This window comes from Bradyrhizobium viridifuturi (assembly GCF_001238275.1).
GTDB lineage: Bacteria > Pseudomonadota > Alphaproteobacteria > Rhizobiales > Xanthobacteraceae > Bradyrhizobium > Bradyrhizobium viridifuturi.
In genome coordinates, this window is the sequence record NZ_LGTB01000018.1 from 111,510 (window position 1) to 129,056 (window position 17,547).

General features: G+C 65.1%; 17 protein-coding genes and 1 pseudogene. 13 read left to right on the forward strand and 5 right to left on the reverse strand.

The genetic code is table 11. The features are described from left to right. The first annotated feature begins 48 nt into the window (after positions 1–48). Complete coding sequence (locus tag ALC15_RS18095; RefSeq protein WP_050628417.1) at positions 49–1,551, forward strand: Do family serine endopeptidase; 1,503 nt, start codon at positions 49–51, stop codon at positions 1,549–1,551. Between the two features lie 225 nt (positions 1,552–1,776). On the opposite strand, the gene serB is transcribed toward ALC15_RS18095, so the two are convergent. After that, positions 1,777–2,682 carry a phosphoserine phosphatase SerB gene (gene serB / locus ALC15_RS18100; protein ID WP_050628418.1) on the reverse strand — a complete coding sequence of 302 codons (906 nt, stop codon included), beginning with the start codon at positions 2,680–2,682 and terminating at the stop codon, positions 1,777–1,779. Here serB and miaA point away from each other — a divergent pair. From miaA to ilvC, 8 genes and pseudogenes are all read left to right on the forward strand, one after another. Beyond that, positions 2,681–3,609 (forward strand): annotated as a pseudogene (gene miaA, locus ALC15_RS18105) (tRNA (adenosine(37)-N6)-dimethylallyltransferase MiaA). The gene serB and the pseudogene miaA overlap by 2 nt on opposite strands. Positions 3,610–3,983: 374 nt before the next feature. Then, complete coding sequence (locus ALC15_RS18110; RefSeq protein WP_050628419.1) at positions 3,984–5,759, forward strand: acetolactate synthase 3 large subunit; 1,776 nt, start codon at positions 3,984–3,986, stop codon at positions 5,757–5,759. Between the two features lie 14 nt (positions 5,760–5,773). After that, positions 5,774–6,760: a threonine dehydratase gene (locus ALC15_RS18115; protein WP_050628420.1), complete on the forward strand. Its 987-nt coding sequence runs from the start codon at positions 5,774–5,776 to the stop codon at positions 6,758–6,760. A gap of 21 nt (positions 6,761–6,781) precedes the next feature. Next, positions 6,782–7,324 carry an acetolactate synthase small subunit gene (ilvN, locus tag ALC15_RS18120; RefSeq protein ID WP_016841057.1) on the forward strand — a complete coding sequence of 181 codons (543 nt, stop codon included), beginning with the start codon at positions 6,782–6,784 and terminating at the stop codon, positions 7,322–7,324. A 3-nt stretch (positions 7,325–7,327) separates the two neighbouring features. Continuing rightward, entirely contained in the window at positions 7,328–8,023 is a 696-nt protein-coding gene (locus tag ALC15_RS18125; RefSeq protein ID WP_050628421.1) for a class I SAM-dependent methyltransferase, read from the forward strand. 94 nt (positions 8,024–8,117) lie between these two features. After that, positions 8,118–8,993: an EamA family transporter gene (locus ALC15_RS18130; protein ID WP_050628422.1), complete on the forward strand. Its 876-nt coding sequence runs from the start codon at positions 8,118–8,120 to the stop codon at positions 8,991–8,993. A 6-nt stretch (positions 8,994–8,999) separates the two neighbouring features. Next, positions 9,000–9,605: a LysE family translocator gene (locus ALC15_RS18135; protein WP_050628423.1), complete on the forward strand. Its 606-nt coding sequence runs from the start codon at positions 9,000–9,002 to the stop codon at positions 9,603–9,605. 150 nt (positions 9,606–9,755) lie between these two features. Continuing rightward, on the forward strand, positions 9,756–10,775 hold the full coding sequence (ilvC, locus tag ALC15_RS18140; protein ID WP_028342350.1) for a ketol-acid reductoisomerase: 1,020 nt from the start codon (positions 9,756–9,758) through the stop codon (positions 10,773–10,775). Between the two features lie 121 nt (positions 10,776–10,896). On the opposite strand, the gene ALC15_RS18145 is transcribed toward ilvC, so the two are convergent. Together ALC15_RS18145 and ALC15_RS18150 are read right to left on the reverse strand one after the other, a co-directional pair. Then, positions 10,897–12,003: a DUF2336 domain-containing protein gene (locus ALC15_RS18145; RefSeq protein ID WP_050628424.1), complete on the reverse strand. Its 1,107-nt coding sequence runs from the start codon at positions 12,001–12,003 to the stop codon at positions 10,897–10,899. Between the two features lie 191 nt (positions 12,004–12,194). Beyond that, entirely contained in the window at positions 12,195–13,214 is a 1,020-nt protein-coding gene (locus ALC15_RS18150; protein WP_050628425.1) for an adenylate/guanylate cyclase domain-containing protein, read from the reverse strand. A 127-nt stretch (positions 13,215–13,341) separates the two neighbouring features. On the opposite strand from ALC15_RS18150, the gene ALC15_RS18155 reads away from it, so the two are divergent. Both ALC15_RS18155 and ALC15_RS18160 read left to right on the forward strand, forming a co-directional pair. Then, entirely contained in the window at positions 13,342–13,740 is a 399-nt protein-coding gene (locus ALC15_RS18155) for a lysozyme inhibitor LprI family protein (protein WP_244486132.1), read from the forward strand. 28 nt (positions 13,741–13,768) lie between these two features. Continuing rightward, positions 13,769–14,002: a hypothetical protein gene (locus ALC15_RS18160; protein WP_050628426.1), complete on the forward strand. Its 234-nt coding sequence runs from the start codon at positions 13,769–13,771 to the stop codon at positions 14,000–14,002. A 12-nt stretch (positions 14,003–14,014) separates the two neighbouring features. Here ALC15_RS18160 and ALC15_RS18165 read toward each other — a convergent pair whose 3' ends face one another. After that, positions 14,015–14,635: a hypothetical protein gene (locus tag ALC15_RS18165; protein ID WP_050628427.1), complete on the reverse strand. Its 621-nt coding sequence runs from the start codon at positions 14,633–14,635 to the stop codon at positions 14,015–14,017. Positions 14,636–14,911: 276 nt separating this feature from the next. Between ALC15_RS18165 and ALC15_RS18170 the strand changes: the two genes are divergently transcribed. After that, a complete protein-coding gene (locus ALC15_RS18170) occupies positions 14,912–15,553 on the forward strand; it encodes a TetR/AcrR family transcriptional regulator (protein WP_244486133.1) in 642 nt (213 codons plus the stop codon). A 188-nt stretch (positions 15,554–15,741) separates the two neighbouring features. Continuing rightward, positions 15,742–17,376: a sulfatase-like hydrolase/transferase gene (locus ALC15_RS18175; protein WP_244486135.1), complete on the forward strand. Its 1,635-nt coding sequence runs from the start codon at positions 15,742–15,744 to the stop codon at positions 17,374–17,376. A gap of 10 nt (positions 17,377–17,386) precedes the next feature. Here the strand turns inward: ALC15_RS18175 and ALC15_RS44165 are convergent, their stop codons facing one another. After that, entirely contained in the window at positions 17,387–17,524 is a 138-nt protein-coding gene (locus ALC15_RS44165; RefSeq protein WP_157860913.1) for a hypothetical protein, read from the reverse strand. Positions 17,525–17,547 lie beyond the last annotated feature (23 nt).

Below are 17,547 nucleotides of genomic sequence, written 5' to 3' on the forward strand. Positions count from 1 at the left end.
ACACTGCGACCAGCTAATTTGAACCCGTTTGCCTGGAGAAACTCCGACATGATCGCTGCCAGACCAGCCCTGAGCCGTCGCCTCCGCATGATGGGAGCTGCGATCTCGATCGGTGCTGCGAGCATGCTGAGCTCTGCGCCGGCGTTCGCGCGCGGTCCCGAGGGCATCGCCGACATCGCCGAGAAGGTGATCGACGCCGTCGTCAACATCTCGACCTCGCAGACGATCGAGGCCAACAAGGGCGGCGGCGCCATGCCGCAGCTGCCGCCGGGTTCGCCGTTCGAGGAATTCTTCGACGATTTCTTCAAGAACCGCCGCGGACCGGGCGGCAAGGGCGGCGAGAAGGGCGGCGAGTTCCAGCCGCGCAAGACCAACTCGCTCGGCTCGGGCTTCATCGTCGACACCGCGGGTATCGTCGTCACCAACAACCATGTCATCGCCGACGCCGATGAGATCAACGTCATCCTCAACGACGGCACCAAGATCAAGGCCGAGGTGGTCGGCGTCGACAAGAAGACCGACCTCGCGGTCCTGAAATTCAAGCCGCCGAAGCCGCTCACCGCGGTCAAGTTCGGCGACAGCGACAAGATCCGCCTCGGCGACTGGGTGGTCGCGATCGGCAATCCGTTCAGCCTCGGCGGCACGGTGACCGCGGGCATCGTCTCGGCCAAGAACCGCGACATCAGCCAGGGCCCGTATGACAGCTACATCCAGACCGACGCCGCCATCAATCGCGGCAATTCGGGCGGTCCGCTGTTCAACCTCGATGGCGAGGTGATCGGCGTCAACACGCTGATCATCTCTCCGACCGGCGGCTCGATCGGTCTCGGCTTCGCGGTGCCGTCGAAGACGGTCGCCGGTGTCGTCGACCAGTTGCAGAAGTTCGGCGAGCTGCGTCGCGGCTGGCTCGGCGTGCGCATCCAGCAGGTCACCGACGAGATCGCCGACAGCCTCAACATCAAGCCGGCGCGCGGCGCGCTGGTTGCCGGCGTCGACGACAAGGGCCCGGCCAAGCCGGCCGGCATCGAGCCCGGCGACGTCGTCGTCAAGTTCGACGGCAAGGACGTCAAGGACCCCAAGGATCTGTCCCGCATCGTGGCCGATACCGCGGTCGGTAAGGAAGTCGACGTCGTCATCATCCGCAAGGGCAATGAGGAGACCCGCAAGGTCACGCTCGGCCGGCTCGAGGACAACGACAAGGTTCAGCAGGCCAACGCCAAGCCCAAGGACGACACCGCCGAGAAACCGGTGACCCAGAAGGCGCTCGGGCTCGACCTCGCGGCGCTGAGCAAGGACCTGCGCACCAAGTACAAGATCAAGGACAGCGTGAAGGGTGTCGTCGTCACCGGCGTCGACAACGCCTCTGATGCCGCCGAGAAGCGGCTGTCGGCCGGCGACGTCATCGTCGAGGTGGCGCAGGAGGCGGTGTCCAGCGCCGCCGACATCAAGAAGCGCGTCGACCAGCTCAAGAAGGACGGCAAGAAGTCCGTGCTGCTGCTGGTCTCCAACGGCGACGGCGAGCTGCGCTTCGTGGCGCTTGGCGTGCAGTAGGGCGCGTCGGTGCCTCGCTCATAAACTGGCATCCCCCGCGAAAGCGGGGGATGCCGCCGTGTTGCTTGACGTCTTGAATTGCGAACCATCCTCATCGTCGTCCCTGCGAACGCAGGGACCCATAACCACAGATGGTCATTGTTGCGCGATCGTCGAACGACGAGTCCTCGTGACCACATTCGCCACGGAGTATGGGTCTCCGCTTTCGCGGGGACGACAAGCGAGTTATCCCTCGACGAACTCATCCCGCCGATAGCCCTGCGCATACAGCAGTGCGGTGAGATCGCCGTGGTCGATCCGGACCGCGGCAGCGGCCGCGACCGCCGGCTTGGCGTGATAGGCAAACCCGAGGCCGGCGGCCTGGATCATGCCGAGATCATTGGCGCCGTCGCCCACCACCAGCGTGTCGATATCGTCCAAATCGAAGGATTCGGTGAGCTCGATCAGGGTGGCGAGCTTGGTGGCGCGGCCGAGGATCGGCTCGATCACTTCGCCGGTCAGCTTGCCGTTCTCGATCTGCAGCTGGTTGGCGCGGTTCTCCTGGAAGCCGACCTTCTCCGCGACCACCTTGGTGAACAGCGTGAAGCCTCCGGAGATCAGGCAGGTGTAGGCGCCCTGCGCGCGCATGGTCATGACCAGCTGGCGGCCGCCCGGCGTCAACGTGATGCGCTTGTCGAGCACCTCGTCGACCACGCCGACCGGCAGGCCCTTGAGCAGCGCCACCCGTTCGCGCAGCGCCGGCTCGAACGCGATCTCGCCGCGCATCGCGCGCTCGGTGATGGCTGCGACGTGAGCTTTCAGCCCGGCGAAATCGGCGAGCTCGTCGATGCATTCCTGCCCGATCATGGTGGAATCCATGTCGGCCAGAAAAAGCTTCTTGCGTCGGCCGATCCGAGGTTGCACGACAATGTCGATCGGCAGGTCGCCGCGGGCCTGGCGCAGCTGCAGCTCGATCGCCTTGATGTCGTCCCGGCTGGGGTTCTCACGCTCGAACGGAATGTCGACGGCAACCTCGTTGAACAGCCACTGCGCCGGGCCGGGTGAGGGCAGCACGGCCCGTGCCCCGTCGACGATGGTGGAGTCGAGCGCGGGGCTTGCAGGATTGCAGATCAGCGTGGCAACGAGGGACATGCAGGCGCATTCGGGATTGTTGGACAAGGCAGTGCTTATCGCAGGGCCGACCGCCAGCGGCAAGTCGGCCCTGGCGCTCGCGCTGGCGCAGCGCACCGGCGGGGTCGTGATCAACACCGACTCGATGCAGGTCTATCGCGATCTCCGGATCATCACGGCGCGGCCGACCGTGAGCGAGGAGGCCCTGGTTCCGCACCGGCTCTACGGCCATGTCGACGCCGGCGTGAATTTTTCCGCCGCGCCTGGGTCGCCGATGCGGCCAAGGTGCTCGGCGAGGCCCGTGAGCAGGGACGGCTGCCGATCTTCATCGGCGGCTCGGGCCTCTATTTTAAGGCGCTGACGCGCGGTCTGTCGGCGGTGCCGCCGATCCCCCCTGATGTGCGCGACGCCGTCCGCGCAAGGCTCGAGCAGCACGGCGTCGAGGCACTGCATGCCGAGCTTGCGGCGCGCGATCCGGTGTCGGCCGAACGGCTGAAGCCGCGCGATCGCACCCGCGTCGCGCGCGCGCTCGAGGTCGTCGAGGCCACCGGCCGCCCGCTGCCGGACTGGCATCGCGACGCCCTGCCGCCGCTGCTACCCCAAAGCGAATTCCATGCGTTGTTTCTCGCGCCTGACCGGGAGAGCCTTTATGCGCGGATCGACGCCCGGTTCGGCGCGATGCTCGAGGCCGGCGCGCTCGAGGAGGTCGCCGCGCTCGCGGCGCGCCGGCTCGATCCGTTGCTGCCGGCGATGAAGGCCCATGGCGTGCCGGCGCTGATCCGGCATCTGAAAGGGGAGATCAGCCTCGGGGAGGCCGCCGAGACCGGCCGGGCCGACACCCGCCACTACGCCAAGCGCCAGTTCACCTGGTTTCGCCACCAGCTTCCGGAATTCGAATGGGTGGCGCCGGAGGCGGCGACGGAGTGGCTGGAGCGCCGGATTCCGTAGCCAGGATCGAGCGCAGCGATGCCCTTGCCGCCGTACGCCCGTCAGCCATGCGCGTTGCGCCACGCAAAAACACTCGCCGAACGGCAGGAACCCCGTTACAGTTCAAAAATCGCGAAAGTGCTTGCCTTGCCTTGACATTCAGGCTTTGGCCGCTATGGTCGCGCAACCTTTGGGAAGACTGGGTCACCTCGTGCGCAACATTATTACCAAACTCCTTATCGCCGTCGTACCCAGGCACACCGCCGGGGATGGCTAGCGGCCATCCAAATTCGGGCGGTGTGCATGGGGCCTCTGGGGCCCCTTTTTATTGCCCGAAACCGAACTGACGAGAACCGACAAAAGCCGCGCAAAAACAAGCGCATCCGGAGCGAACCATGACCGACAAGAGCCACGATCCCAATCAGATGACCGGCGCCGCGATGATCGTGCGCGCGCTCATCGATCACGGCGTGCAGCATGTCTTCGGCTATCCCGGCGGTGCGGTGCTTCCGATCTATGACGAGATTTTCCAGCAGAGCGAAGTCGAGCACATCCTGGTCCGCCACGAGCAGGGCGCCGGCCATGCCGCGGAAGGCTATGCCCGCTCGACCGGCAAGCCCGGCGTGGTGCTGGTGACCTCGGGCCCGGGCGCGACCAACATGGTGACGCCGCTGACCGACGCGCTGATGGATTCGATCCCGCTGGTCTGCATCACCGGCCAGGTGCCGACCCATCTGATCGGCAACGACGCCTTCCAGGAATGCGACACCGTCGGCATCACGCGGCCTGCCACCAAGCACAACTGGCTGGTCCGCGACGTCAACGACCTCGCCAGGGTGCTGCACGAAGCCTTCTATGTCGCGACCACCGGCCGACCCGGTCCGGTGCTGGTCGACGTGCCGAAGGACGTGCAGTTCGCGACCGGCACCTATCATCCGCCGCGCAAGTCGGACGTTCACATCTCCTACACGCCGCGCGTCAAGGGCGATGCGACCCAGATCCGCAAGGCGGTGGCGATGCTCGCCAATGCCAAACGCCCCGTGATCTATTCCGGCGGCGGCGTCATCAATTCCGGTCCGGAGGCCTCCAAGCTGCTGCGCCAGCTGGTGGAGGCGACCGGCTTCCCGATCACCTCGACCCTGATGGGTCTGGGCGCCTATCCGGCATCCGGGCCGAACTGGCTCGGCATGCTGGGCATGCACGGCACCTATGAGGCCAACATGTCGATGCATGATTGCGACGTCATGCTGTGCGTCGGCGCGCGCTTCGACGACCGCATCACCGGCCGCGTCGATGCGTTCTCGCCGGGCTCGAAGAAGATCCACATCGACATCGACCCGTCCTCGATCAACAAGAACATCCGCGTCGACGTGCCGATCATCGGCGACGCCGGCAACGTGCTCGGCGACCTCTTGCAGGTGTTCAAGGCGGAAGCCAAGAAGCCCGACATCAAGGCGTGGTGGCAGCAGATCGCGCAATGGCGCGCGCGCAACTCGCTGTCCTACCGCAAGAACAACGATATCATCCTGCCGCAATACGCGATCCAGCGCCTGTTCGAGCTGACCCGCGGCAAGGACACCTACATCACGACCGAAGTCGGTCAGCACCAGATGTGGGCCGCGCAGTTCTTCGGCTTCGAGGAACCGCACCGCTGGATGACATCGGGCGGTCTCGGCACCATGGGCTACGGCCTGCCGGCCGCGGTCGGCGTGCAGGTCGCGCATCCGGACAGCCTGGTGATCGACATCGCCGGCGATGCTTCGGTGCAGATGACGATCCAGGAGATGTCGACGGCGGTCCAGTTCGAGCTGCCGATCAAGATCTTCATCCTGAACAACCAGTACATGGGCATGGTGCGGCAGTGGCAGCAGCTGCTGCACGGCAACCGCCTGTCGCATTCGTACTCCGAGGCGCTGCCGGACTTCGTCAAGCTCGCCGACGCCTATGGCTGCGTCGGCTTGCAGGCGACCAAGCCGTCCGATCTCGACGGCGCGATCAAGGAGATGATCGCGATCAAGCGCCCGGTGCTGTTCGACTGCCGCGTCGCCGCGCTCGAAAACTGCTTCCCGATGATCCCGTCGGGCAAGGCGCACAACGAGATGCTGCTTCCGGAAGAAGCCACCGACGAGGCCACCGCGAAGGCCTTCTCCGGCGGCAAGGCGCTGGTGTGAGTTGAGGGTGGATCATGTTTGATCTCGACGAACTCGAGCGCGCGCACAGGATCGTCGGCACCGCGGTGCCGGCGACGCCGGCGTATGCCTGGCCGTTGCTGGCCGAGCGGCTCGGCACCGAGGTCGTGGTCAAGCATGAGAACCACACCCCGACCGGCGCCTTCAAGGTGCGCGGCGGGCTGGTCTATCTCGAGCGGCTGAAGCGCGAGCGGCCCGATGTGCCCGGCATCATCTCGGCGACGCGCGGCAATCACGGCCAGAGTCTCGCCTTCGCCGCGGGGCGTCACGGCGTGCCGGCGGTGATCTACGTGCCATCAGGCAACTCGGTCGAGAAGAACCGCGCCATGCATGCGTTCGGCGCCGAGCTCGTCGAGCACGGCGAAGACTTTCAGGCCGCGCGGGAAGAGGCCGGGCGCCGTGCCCAGTTCGCCGGCCTGCACATGGTGCCCTCGTTCCACACCGACCTGGTGCTGGGCGTTGCGACCTATGCGCTCGAACTGTTCCGGTCAGCGCCCGACCTCGACATTCTCTATGTGCCGATCGGGCAGGGCTCCGGCATCTCCGGCTGCATCATGGCGCGCGACCTGCTCGGGCTGAAGACCGAGATCGTCGGCGTGCAGTCGACCGAAGCGCCGTCCTACGCGCTGTCGTTTGCCGCCGGAAAGATCGTGACCACCGAGACCAGCAACACCCTGGCCGACGGCATGGCGACGCGGATTCCGGACGCGGAAGCGTTCGCGCTGATCCAGAAGGGCGCATCCCGCATCGTGCAGGTTACCGACGATGAAGTCGGCCAGGCGATCCGCGCCTATTGGACCGACACCCACAATCTCGCCGAGGGCGCGGGGGCTGCGGCGCTCGCGGCCGCGCTGCAGGAAAAGAGCAAGCTCGCCGGCAAGCGTGTCGGCCTGATCCTGAGCGGCGGCAATATCGATTTCGATCTGTTCCGGACCTGGATCGGGACGGATGCTGCGCCGGCCGCCCAGCGGGCGGTGGCGTGAAAAGAATGTAAGGGGACGACCATGAACCAGCCCGCATCCGCCTACTTCCTCGAAGAGCGTCACGATCCCAACGAGACGCACACGCTGTCCGTGCTCGTGCAGAACGAGCCCGGCGTGCTCGCGCGCGTGATCGGACTGTTCTCCGGCCGCGGCTACAACATCGAAAGCCTCACCGTCTCGGAGACCGAGAGCCAGAAACATCTCTCGCGGATCACGATCGTCACCACGGGCACGCCGATGGTGATCCAGCAGATCAAGCATCAGCTCGACCGCATGATCCCGGTCTATCGCGTCGTCGACATGACGCTGACCGGCAGCTCGATCGAGCGCGAGCTCGCGATGGTCAAGGTGAGGGGCGGTGGTGACCACCGCGTCGAGGCGCTGCGGCTGGCGGATGCGTTCCGCGCCCGGGTGATCGACGCCACGACCGAGAGCTTCGTATTCGAGATCACGGGCAATTCGTCCAAGATCAGTCAGTTCATCGACCTGATGCGCCCGTTGGGCCTGGTCGAGGTGTCACGAACCGGGGTGGCCGCGATCACGCGTGGGCCGGAAGGGATGTGAGTCATGTTGGCGCGCGACTGGTACTACACGCAACGGCGGCAGGTCGGTCTCGATACCGCGGTTGCCTCGATCTATGACGTCAGCGAGGACAGCGATGTCCGTGCCCGCCAGGCGCTGACCATGCTCGGCGTCAAGCCGGGCTGGCGGATCGCCGATATCGGCTGCGGCAACGGCGTGCTGGCGACCGAGGCGGCGCTGATGGGCGCCGAGGTCGACGCCATCGACATCTCGCCGGCGATGATCGGGCTTGCCGAGATCTATGCGCGCGACCGCAAGGCCAAGATCCGGACCCAGCCGGCCGGCCTGTTGTCCTTTGCCTACCAGCCGAATTCCTACGATCTGATCGTCAGCGAGTTCACGCTGCATCATCTGCCGGACTTCTGGAAGGCGGTGGCGCTGTCGCGGATCTTCAACGCGCTGAAGCCCGGTGCGAATTTCTATCTGCGCGACATGGTGTTCGTCAGTATGCCCGACGGCGTCGACCGCGATGTCGAGGGCTGGGCCGATTTCTCGATCAAGAATCACGATTTCGAGCGCGAGAGCGTGATGACCCATATGCGCGACGAATACTCGACCTTCGGCTGGGTGATGGAGCGCATGCTGACCGAGACCGGCTTCACCCTGGTCGCCGCCGACTATCACGCGCCGTTGCACGGCACCTATCTGCTGCGCAAACCGAAGCCCGACGAACAGATCTAGAGCATGATCCGGAATGGTGGAAACCGGTTTTCCGAACGGATCATGCTCAGATAAAGATCATCCACCACAGCCAGAACGAAACCAAAGAAGAACAATGAAGCCGGCCGATGTTGGCATCGCCGTCATGGTTGCGGTGATCTGGGGGCTTGCGTTCGTCGCAAGCCGGATCGCGCTCAATGAGTTCTCGCCGGAGCTCATGACGACGCTGCGCTTCGCCATCGCCGCGTTGCCCTGCCTGTTCCTGCGCAAGCCCGATGTCCCCTGGCCGCTGTTGATCGCGATCAGCTCCACGCTGTTCCTTGGCCAGTTCCTCGCCCAGGCCTTTGCGATCGCGCATGGCGTCCCGGTCGGACTTTCCAGCGTGGTGGTGCAGAGCCAGGCGCTGTTCACGATCGCGTTCGCCGCGATCGCCTTCGGCGAGATGCCGACGCGGCCGCAGGCGATCGGCGTCGCGATCGCCGCGCTCGGCCTGTTGATGATCTGCGGCACGGTCGGCTACGACTTCAGCGTCGCCGCGTTTAGCATTCTGATGATCTGTCCGATCAGCTTTGCGATCGGCAATCTCCTGCTGCGGCAGGCGCAGGGCGCGCCGATGTTCGACCTGTTCGCCTGGCTGTGCCTGTCGGCCGCGGTGCCGCTGGCGGTGCTGACCCTGATCAGCAACGGGCCGCAGCCGACCTGGCAGGCGCTGAGCCACATGTCGCTGACCGGGCTCGTCTGCGTGCTCTGCCTCGGCGGCATCTCGACCAGCATCGCCTACTGGCTGTGGGGCCGGCTGCTCCGGGATTACCCGGCCGCGCAGGTGGTGCCGTTCGCGCTGCTGGTGCCGTTCGTCGGCTCCGCCGCCTCCAGCATCGTGTTCGGCGAGACGTTCGGGCCGCTGCGGCTCGCCGGCATGCTCACCGTGATCGGCGGCATCGCGGTGATGCTGCTGTCGAAGCGCCCAAAAGCTCTGCCGAAAGTCGCGTGAGGCACCATGTCGAACTCGCTGCTGTTCGCCTTTGTCGTGTTTGCCGTCGTGATGTTCTTCACCCGGCCCAACAACATCATGCTGCTGTCGTCGGGGCTGACCTACGGCTTCCGCCGCACGGTGCCCCACATCGCCGGCATCACGGTCGGTTTCGCCTTCATGGTCGGCGCGGTCGGCGTCGGGCTCGGGGCCGTCTTCATCGCCTATCCGGTGCTGCAGACCATCCTCAAATATGGCGGCGTCGCCTACCTGGTCTATCTCGCCGCGGTCATCGCCATGGCCGAGCCGCCCTCGGCGGACAAGGATGATGGCCCCGGCCGCGGCCCGATGACCTTCTGGGGCGCGGCCATGTTCCAGTGGATCAATGCCAAGGGTTGGGTGATGGTGATCGGCACCATCACGGCCTATGCGGCGATTGCCGCCTTTCCCTGGAACATCGCGATCCAGGTCGGCCTCAGCCTGATCCTGGGGACGGTGTCCTGCATCGTCTGGGCCCTGTTCGGCACCGCGCTGAGGCCGGTCCTGACCTCGCCCCGGGCGATCCGTGCCTTCAATGTCGTCATGGCCATCCTGCTGCTGGCCTCGCTCTACCCGGTCTTCATGGACGCATGATGCCGCACCGCGCCATGCGAGATGAGGGTTTCCCCTGAGAGGAAAAATGCTCTAGACAACGCCGGAAATTCGCGGGCGCCCGGCGGTTCTGACCTTCCGAAAGCCTGATTCATCGGCCGATTTTGGCCCCCTTCAAACGAGGAAACCACGATGCGAGTTTACTACGATCGCGATGCCGACCTGAACCTGATCAAGGGCAAAAAGGTCGCCATCGTCGGCTACGGCAGCCAGGGCCACGCCCACGCGCTCAACCTGAAGGATTCCGGCGTCAAGGAAGTGGCGATCGCGCTGCGCAAGGGTTCGGCCTCGGCCAAGAAGGCCGAGAACGCCGGCTTCAAGGTGATGGAAGTCGCCGAAGCCGCCAAGTGGGCCGACCTCGTCATGATGCTGACCCCGGACGAGCTGCAGGGCGACATCTATCGCGAGCACCTGCACGACAACATGAAGAAGGGCGCGGCGCTCGTGTTCGCCCACGGCCTCAACGTGCACTTCAACCTGCTCGATCCGCGCGCCGACCTCGACGTGCTGATGATCGCGCCGAAGGGCCCCGGCCACACCGTGCGCTCGGAATATCAGCGCGGCGGCGGCGTGCCCTGCCTGATCGCGATCGCCAAGGATTCGTCGGGCAACGCCCATGACCTCGGCCTCAGCTACGCCTCGGCGATCGGCGGCGGCCGTGCCGGCATCATCGAGACCACCTTCAAGGAAGAGTGCGAGACCGACCTGTTCGGTGAGCAGGTGGTGCTCTGCGGCGGCCTGGTCGAGCTGATCAAGGGCGGCTACGAGACGCTGGTCGAGGCCGGCTACGCGCCGGAGATGGCCTATTTCGAGTGCCTGCATGAAGTGAAGCTGATCGTCGACCTGATCTATGAAGGCGGCATCGCCAACATGAACTACTCGATCTCCAACACCGCCGAATATGGCGAGTACGTCACCGGTCCGCGCATCGTCACGGCCGAGACCAAGGCGGAGATGAAGCGCGTGCTCGCCGACATCCAGGGCGGCAAGTTCGCCCGCGACTGGATGCTCGAGAACAAGGTCAACCAGACCTCGTTCAAGGCGACCCGCGCCAAGCTCGCCCAGCACCCGATCGAGGAAGTCGGCGCCAAGCTGCGCGACATGATGCCCTGGATCAAGAAGGGCGCGCTGGTCGACAAGAGCAAGAACTAAGTGCGGTCTTGCGGGGTGGGTTACGCCTGCGGCTAACCCACGCTGCGCATCGACGATAAAAAAGGGTGGGCAGTCAAACTGCCCACCCTTTTTCCTTATCTGCGAATAACGCTGGCGGTCGCTAACCGGCTGCCATCGGCTGCTTCTCGATCCGGTTGTGCAGCTGCCAGAACCGCACCGTGCGCTGGGCGGTTTCCAGCGACAGTCGGCGGTAGTCGCGTTGCGCGATCTCGAGCGTCGCATGGTCGATCGGGTGCGGCAGCGGCCGCTTGCGCAGGATGGTTTCGACTGTCGGCCAGTTCAGCTTTGCCGAACGGCACGGGATCAGGAGCAGGTCGGAGCGCAGCCCGAGCACCAGGCGCTCGATCATCGCGATCGGCATGTCGTTGAGCACGGCGAGCGCGACCGTGACCTCGTCGAACTTGCCGTCCTCGGCGAACTTGTACACCGCCGCATCGTCGAGCTCGTTGAGCTGCTTCATCAGCTTCACCAGCTCTTCGGCGATGCCGTAGTTGCGGCGCGGGGCGGCGGCCTCTTCCTGCGCGATGTCGTTCAGCACCTGGCTGATCTCCTCGCGCGCGCGGGGCGATGCGATCGCGAGCAGGCGGGCGCGCACGGTGTCCTTGGCGCGCTGCAGCAGGTCGCGCAGCAGCTTGGCCGGAATATCGATGCGCAGTCCGAGGATCTCGACCAGCTCGTCGTCGCCTTCGGCGCGGGCGACGATCGCGGAATAGCCGTTGTCGGAGAACTCAGCGCCGGCGTTCTTGGCGAGGCGCCGGATCACCCGGTCCTCGCCGCGGTCGATGATCACGTCGGTGACGAATGCGGGCAGGTTTTCCCGCGCCGAGATCGCGAACAGATGGTCCTGTCCCTTGCTGCTGGCGATCTCGCGCAGTGCGGCGTTTGAGAGGCGGCTGGAGTGGGTCAACACCTCGCCGGCGACGCCGATATCGTCGTCCCAGGCTAGATGGTGAATCACATCAAACGGCGCATAGTCGAGCGGCGCGAGCCGCTTGCTGAGCTCGGCCCGCGCACGCGTCTCGACGCGCGCGACGAGCAGGCAGAGCACGTCGTCGAACACCTTGACCTGTTCATCGTTGAGGCGGTCGCCGTCGTTCAGGAACAGATCGGTGACCTGCCGCAGCGTCTGCACGCGCTTGGCCGATGTCCCGTCCCGGACCGCATCTTCGAGTTCGGCAATAATCGATTGTGACGCCTGTTGCGCCATCGATGGGCAACCTTGTTTTTCTTGGATGACAACGGACTGCACGATATCGCTAGCGATCTTACACCTGCGTTAAGGTGGAACCCGGTGCAAATACGGGTCCATTGCCATCCTTAACGGGCCGCGACCAGACTTGATCAAATTCGTGCTTTCGGCCCAACGGAAGCCGGTGCCGGTGCAGTGTAAGGAATTGTTTAGGACGTTGCGTGCCGCGCGACCGCGAAGACCTCGATCGATGCGGCGCGCCCGCGCAATTGCGTCGAGCCGAGCGGCTCGACGGCAAGATCAAGGTTCAGAGGCAGCAGGCGACGCAATTCGCCCGAGATCAGCAGCGGCCTGCCTGCCTCCTTGCAATGCGCTTGCAGCCGCGCCGTGACGTTCACGGTGTCGCCGAAATAGGCGATCTGTCGCCGAGAGTCCCCGCATTCGGCGATGACGACCGGCCCTGCATGCATCCCGGCACGAAACGTCGGCACCACGCCGAACGCCTTGCGATAGTGATCGGCCCGCTTGGCGAGACGTTTTTCGATGGCGAATACGCAATCGAGCGGGCGCCGGGATGGCGCACCGGCACTAGCCGGCCAGGTCACGATCACTTCGTCGCCCACATAGGCATGAACCTCACCGCCGTGCGCCACGATCGGCCCGTCGATGTCGAAGAAGAAGCGCGTCAACAGCTCCTGCACGCGCAGCTCGCCCATCTGTTCCGCCAGCGTCGTCGAGCCGATCAGGTCGAGAAACAGCAGCACGCGGTCCTCGCGCACCGGGTGGCGATAGCGTCCGAGCATGACATTAAGCAGGGTGCGTCCGCCGATCATCCGGACCAGCTCGTAGATTGCGGTGATAGGGATCGAGAGCAGCAGCGCGACGCCGATGATCTTGAAGAAGGTTTCGCGAAACCACTTCGCCTCGAGCCCATGTCCGTTGAGCGCGACCTCCAGCACGATCGCTGCAACCGCGACAGTGATGGCCAGGATCACGGAGCGCGCAATCAGCTCGACAATGAGCGGCCGCTGCCGCAGCCAGCTGCCACGCGCGACGAGATAAAGGTGCGAGCCCCAGAGGATCAGGGTGATGACGGCGCCCTCGACGGCGCTGCGCAAATAGTTCGCGACGGACGCTTCGTTGGGCTGATCGAAGGCATAGCGAAACAGCCCGCCGACGAGCAGGCCGAACGCGGCCAGAACGATCGCAGGCGTCAGGTTGCGCCGCATGGTCCCTCCATGCCCATGAAATATCCTGCGTGGGCCGGGAACGCCAGCGCGCTGCGAATGAACGGGATGCACCGCGGCTGCACTCATGTAAGGTCCGCCGGCAATATCGAACGAAAGGGAAGACGGCATGAAATCGGCTCTCACGACAGGCGCGTCGAGCCTCGCTCTCCTGATGGCGGCCGCTTTCATCATCGCCGCGTCCTCGGCCCGGGCCGGCGACCAAGGCGATCCCGAACCGTCCTGCGACGGCAGCACTTATCAGATGGTCGAGTGCCTAAAGGCCAAGACCGCGCAATGGGACAAGCGGATGAACGTCGCCTATCAGCAGGCGCTCAAGGATGCCGCCGGCGACAAGCAGCGCGAGCAGTTGCGCACCGCGCAGCGGCTATGGATCCAGTACCGTGACGCCAACTGTCTGTATTACGACCTCGGCGAGGGCACCATTGCCCGGCTCGATGCCGGCGAATGCATGCGCAGCATGACCGAAGCCCGCGCCAAGGAACTGGAGAATCTCGGCCATCAGTGAGCCATCTTCCGGAGTCAGGACCGCGGTCATGACCGATGGAAAGAGCCAGGACGAATTGACCCAGCTTGCGGAGGAGGCGCTGCGCGCCCAGCCCGGCTGCGAGACTGCGCGCGTGCCGGCGGTCACAGCGCTCCCTGATGCGCAGATCGGGCGCAACTGGGAGATTCCGAACGTCGTGCTCGGCGACAGCCTGATCAGCGACGTCGATCGCGCAGTGCTGTCGGTTCACCGCCAACTCGGCCGCAAGTTTCATCTGGTGTGAGCTGGACCGACCTCAGCCCGCTTGCGCCTGATGCGGCGCGGGCCGCGCTGCCATGCTGATCATCCTGAGCGCGAACACCACGGCGAGCGGCACGAGAAACAGCGCGTAGAGCGGCATCTCCGGGATCCGCTTGCCGAACGAGACCGTGAACTGCAGCAGCAGATAGTAGCCGCCGATCAGATGCAGCCTACGCCAGGCGCGTGTACCGAGCAGCGCGGCCGTGCGATCGAACGATGTCGCGGTCAGCGCGATGATGACGAGATAGCCGATGCCGCCGAAGATGTAGGAGACGATGGAGGTCGCGGCCGCGAAGCCGGCCGGATCGAGCATCGCGAACGCGGCGATTGCGACCGCATGGATGGCGTGCGAGGCGGCGAAGGTGACGCCGAGATAACGGCGGTTGCGGCGCTGCCAGTGTGTCCAGGCGCCCGGCCAGAGCCGCGCCAGCGCCGCGGCGGAGAAGGCGAGGCAGAACAACAGCAGCGAGGTCCGTGCCGTGAAGCGGATCACCATCCGCACGCCCTCGACCTCGAACTGCCGCATCGCGGCGATCCAGATCGAAAGCCCGATCAGGGTCAGCGTGAGCAGGCCGAATAGCCGCCAGCCCTCGAACCAGTTTCGACGCGTCGTCATGTCGTGCCTCCTGATGTCTATGTAATCACCAGTTACATTTCGCGATCACACGCGGTCAACCTTTGTAATCGGTGCTTACATTCACGAGTGGGTGATGCTAGAGAGCATGATCCGGAAAAGTGCGAAGCGGTTTTCCGGAAAAGGTCATGCTCAAACAAAAAGCTAAAGCGCCATGCGCCGCCCCGCCAAAACCCCGCCTTCCGGTCGCCGGCCCGCCAAGCCGCGTCCAGCGCGGGCGCCGCGCCCAGGCCCTACCATCACGGCGACCTGCGCCGGGTGCTGATCGATGCCGCCATGCAACTGGTCGGCGAGGGCGGGCCGGAGGCGGTCAGCGTGCGCGAGGCCGCCCGCCGCGCCGGGGTTTCGCCGGGGGCGCCGTTCCGGCATTTCCCGAGCCGGGATGCCCTGATGAACGCGGTGGCCGAGGAGGCGCAGCGCCGCTTCCGCGCCGAGATCGAGGCCGCGCTGACTGACGCGCCGGCTGGCGATCCGCTCGGCCGTTTCCGCTGCCTCGGGATCGCCTATCTGCGCTGGGCCATGAACAACCCGACCCATTTCGAGATCATCTCCAGCCGCCGCTTCTTCGACCACGACCGCTCGGCTGCCGTGTCCAGCGACAATGCCGAGTTGATCGGCCTGACCGAGCGCCTGCTGGCGGAGGCATTTTCCGCCGGTCAGCTCGGGATGCGTGATCTGAAGCAAGTCCAGATCGCCGGCCGCGCGCTGGTCTATGGTTTCGCGCGGATGCACATCGACGGCCATTTGCCGCGCTGGGGCGTCGGCGAAGCGGAGGCCGAGCGGATGGCCGCCGACATCCTCGACCTCTTCATCGCCGGCATCGCAAGGCCCGCGGCGCTGCGGCCAAGGTCTGAGGCGCGCCGCGGCGGCAGCGCGGGCAAATTCATTGCGCGTTCATGACGATTCAATTACGATTTTATGACACGGCGCAGACACCGGCTGTGCCGTACGCCTCCTGGCCGTTGCCAGTCAAGGCCGTGGCATTGCGCCGGGTTGTATTGCGTCCCGTCCATGCGCCCGCGCCTCAGCAAAATTCCTCGGTTGCCGCACTGGCCGGCGGTCTCGCCGCGATCGGCGTCTGGCGGTTGATGGCGGTGGCCGCGCCGCATCTCGGCGCGCTGATCCTGATGCTGCGGACCGAGACCGATTTCGGCTCGCGGCTGTGCTTCCTGCTCACCTGGGGAATCCTCAACTTCCTGTTCATCACGCTGCTGCGCAAGCCGGCGCTGTCGAGCGCGCTGTCGCTGACGCTGGTTGTGGTGCTGGTGCTGCTGTCGCGGTTCAAGCACGACGTGGTGCAGATGACCGCGAACTTCGTCGACCTGATGGTGATCGATCGCGACACCGCAGCGTTCCTGCTCACGATCTTTCCGAACCTGCGCTGGTCGATCATCGGCGCCGGCCTGGTCACGCTGCCCTTGATGTACGCGCTGTGGTGGCTCGATCCGTTCCGCATCCGCCGCCTGCCGGCCGCGGCCGCCTGCCTTGCCTGCACCGCGGCGCTCTCGGGCTATGCCTTTGCCTGGCCTGATGAAGCCTGGCGCGGCTATTACGACGACGGCTATCTGTCGAAATTCGCGCGCTCCGCCGTCACCGCGGCGTCCGACTTCGTCGCCTACGGCTTCATGGAGTCGGATCCTTCTGCGAGCGACCAGCTCAAGATACCTCCGGTCGATGCCTGCCATCCCGCCGGGCGGCGGCCGAACATCATCATGATCCATGATGAATCGAGCTTCGACATCCGTACCGCACCCGGCGTCAAGGTCCCGCTCGGCTATGGCAGCCAGTTCAAGTCCTACGACGGCGTCGAGCGCAAATTCCTCGCCGAGAGCAATGGCGGGCCGAGCTGGTTCACCGAGTACAACGTGCTGGCCGGATTGTCGTCGCGCTCGTTCGGCCGGTTCTCCTATTTCGTCACCCGCATCGCCTCGGGCCGGGTCGAACGCGGCCTGCCGCTGGCGCTGCGCCGCTGCGGCTACGACACGCTGTCGCTGTATCCGGCGTTCGGCGCCTTCATGAGTGCGCGCAGCTTCCAGACCACCACCGGCATCCAGCATTTCTACGACGCGCATGATCTGCATGCGAAGGACGTCGAGCCCGACAGCTTCTTCTACGACAAGGCGCTGAAGCTGATGGCCGAGCAGAAGACGCTCAGCGCGCCGCTGTTCACTTTCGTCTATCTCGCCGCCAATCATTTCCCGTGGGAGACAAGATTCCGTCCGGACCTGCTGCCGGGATGGAAGCGGCCGGGCAACGCGCCGTCGGTCGACGAATATCTGCGCCGGCAGGCGATGAGCGCCAACGACTATGCCGGCTTCGTCGCGGCGCTGAAGAAGAAGTTTCCGGCGCAGCCGTTCCTGATCGTGCGCTACGGCGATCATCAGCCGGAGTTCTCCCCGCAGCTGCTCGATCCCGAGCTCGACGAAGCCGGCATCGGCAAAAAGCTGATGGACTACGATCCGCGCTACTACGCGACATATTACGCGATCGATGCCGTCAACTTCGAGCCGGTGAAGAGCCCCGCGGTGATGGACACGATCGATGCCGCCTATCTGCCGCTGGTGATTCAGGAAGCCGCGGGCATTCCGCTCGATCCCTCGTTCGAGGAGCAGAAGGCGATCATGCTTCGCTGCAATGGCCTGTTCTATTCCTGCAGGGATGGCACAGAGGCGCGCCGCTTCAACCGCCTGTTGATCGACGCGGGGATTATCAAGGGACTCTAGACTAACGTCGTTAGACGAAGGTCGGCTGCGCGAAGTAGCCAGCATTACTCATTTGTAATTGCCTCGCCGAGATTTCGTCACGATTGGATCGATGATCGGTCGCGCCGCTGCCACGGTGTTCATCAGCGCGCAGCGTCAAATCAACCAATCCCGCCCTTCTTGCAGGAGTGT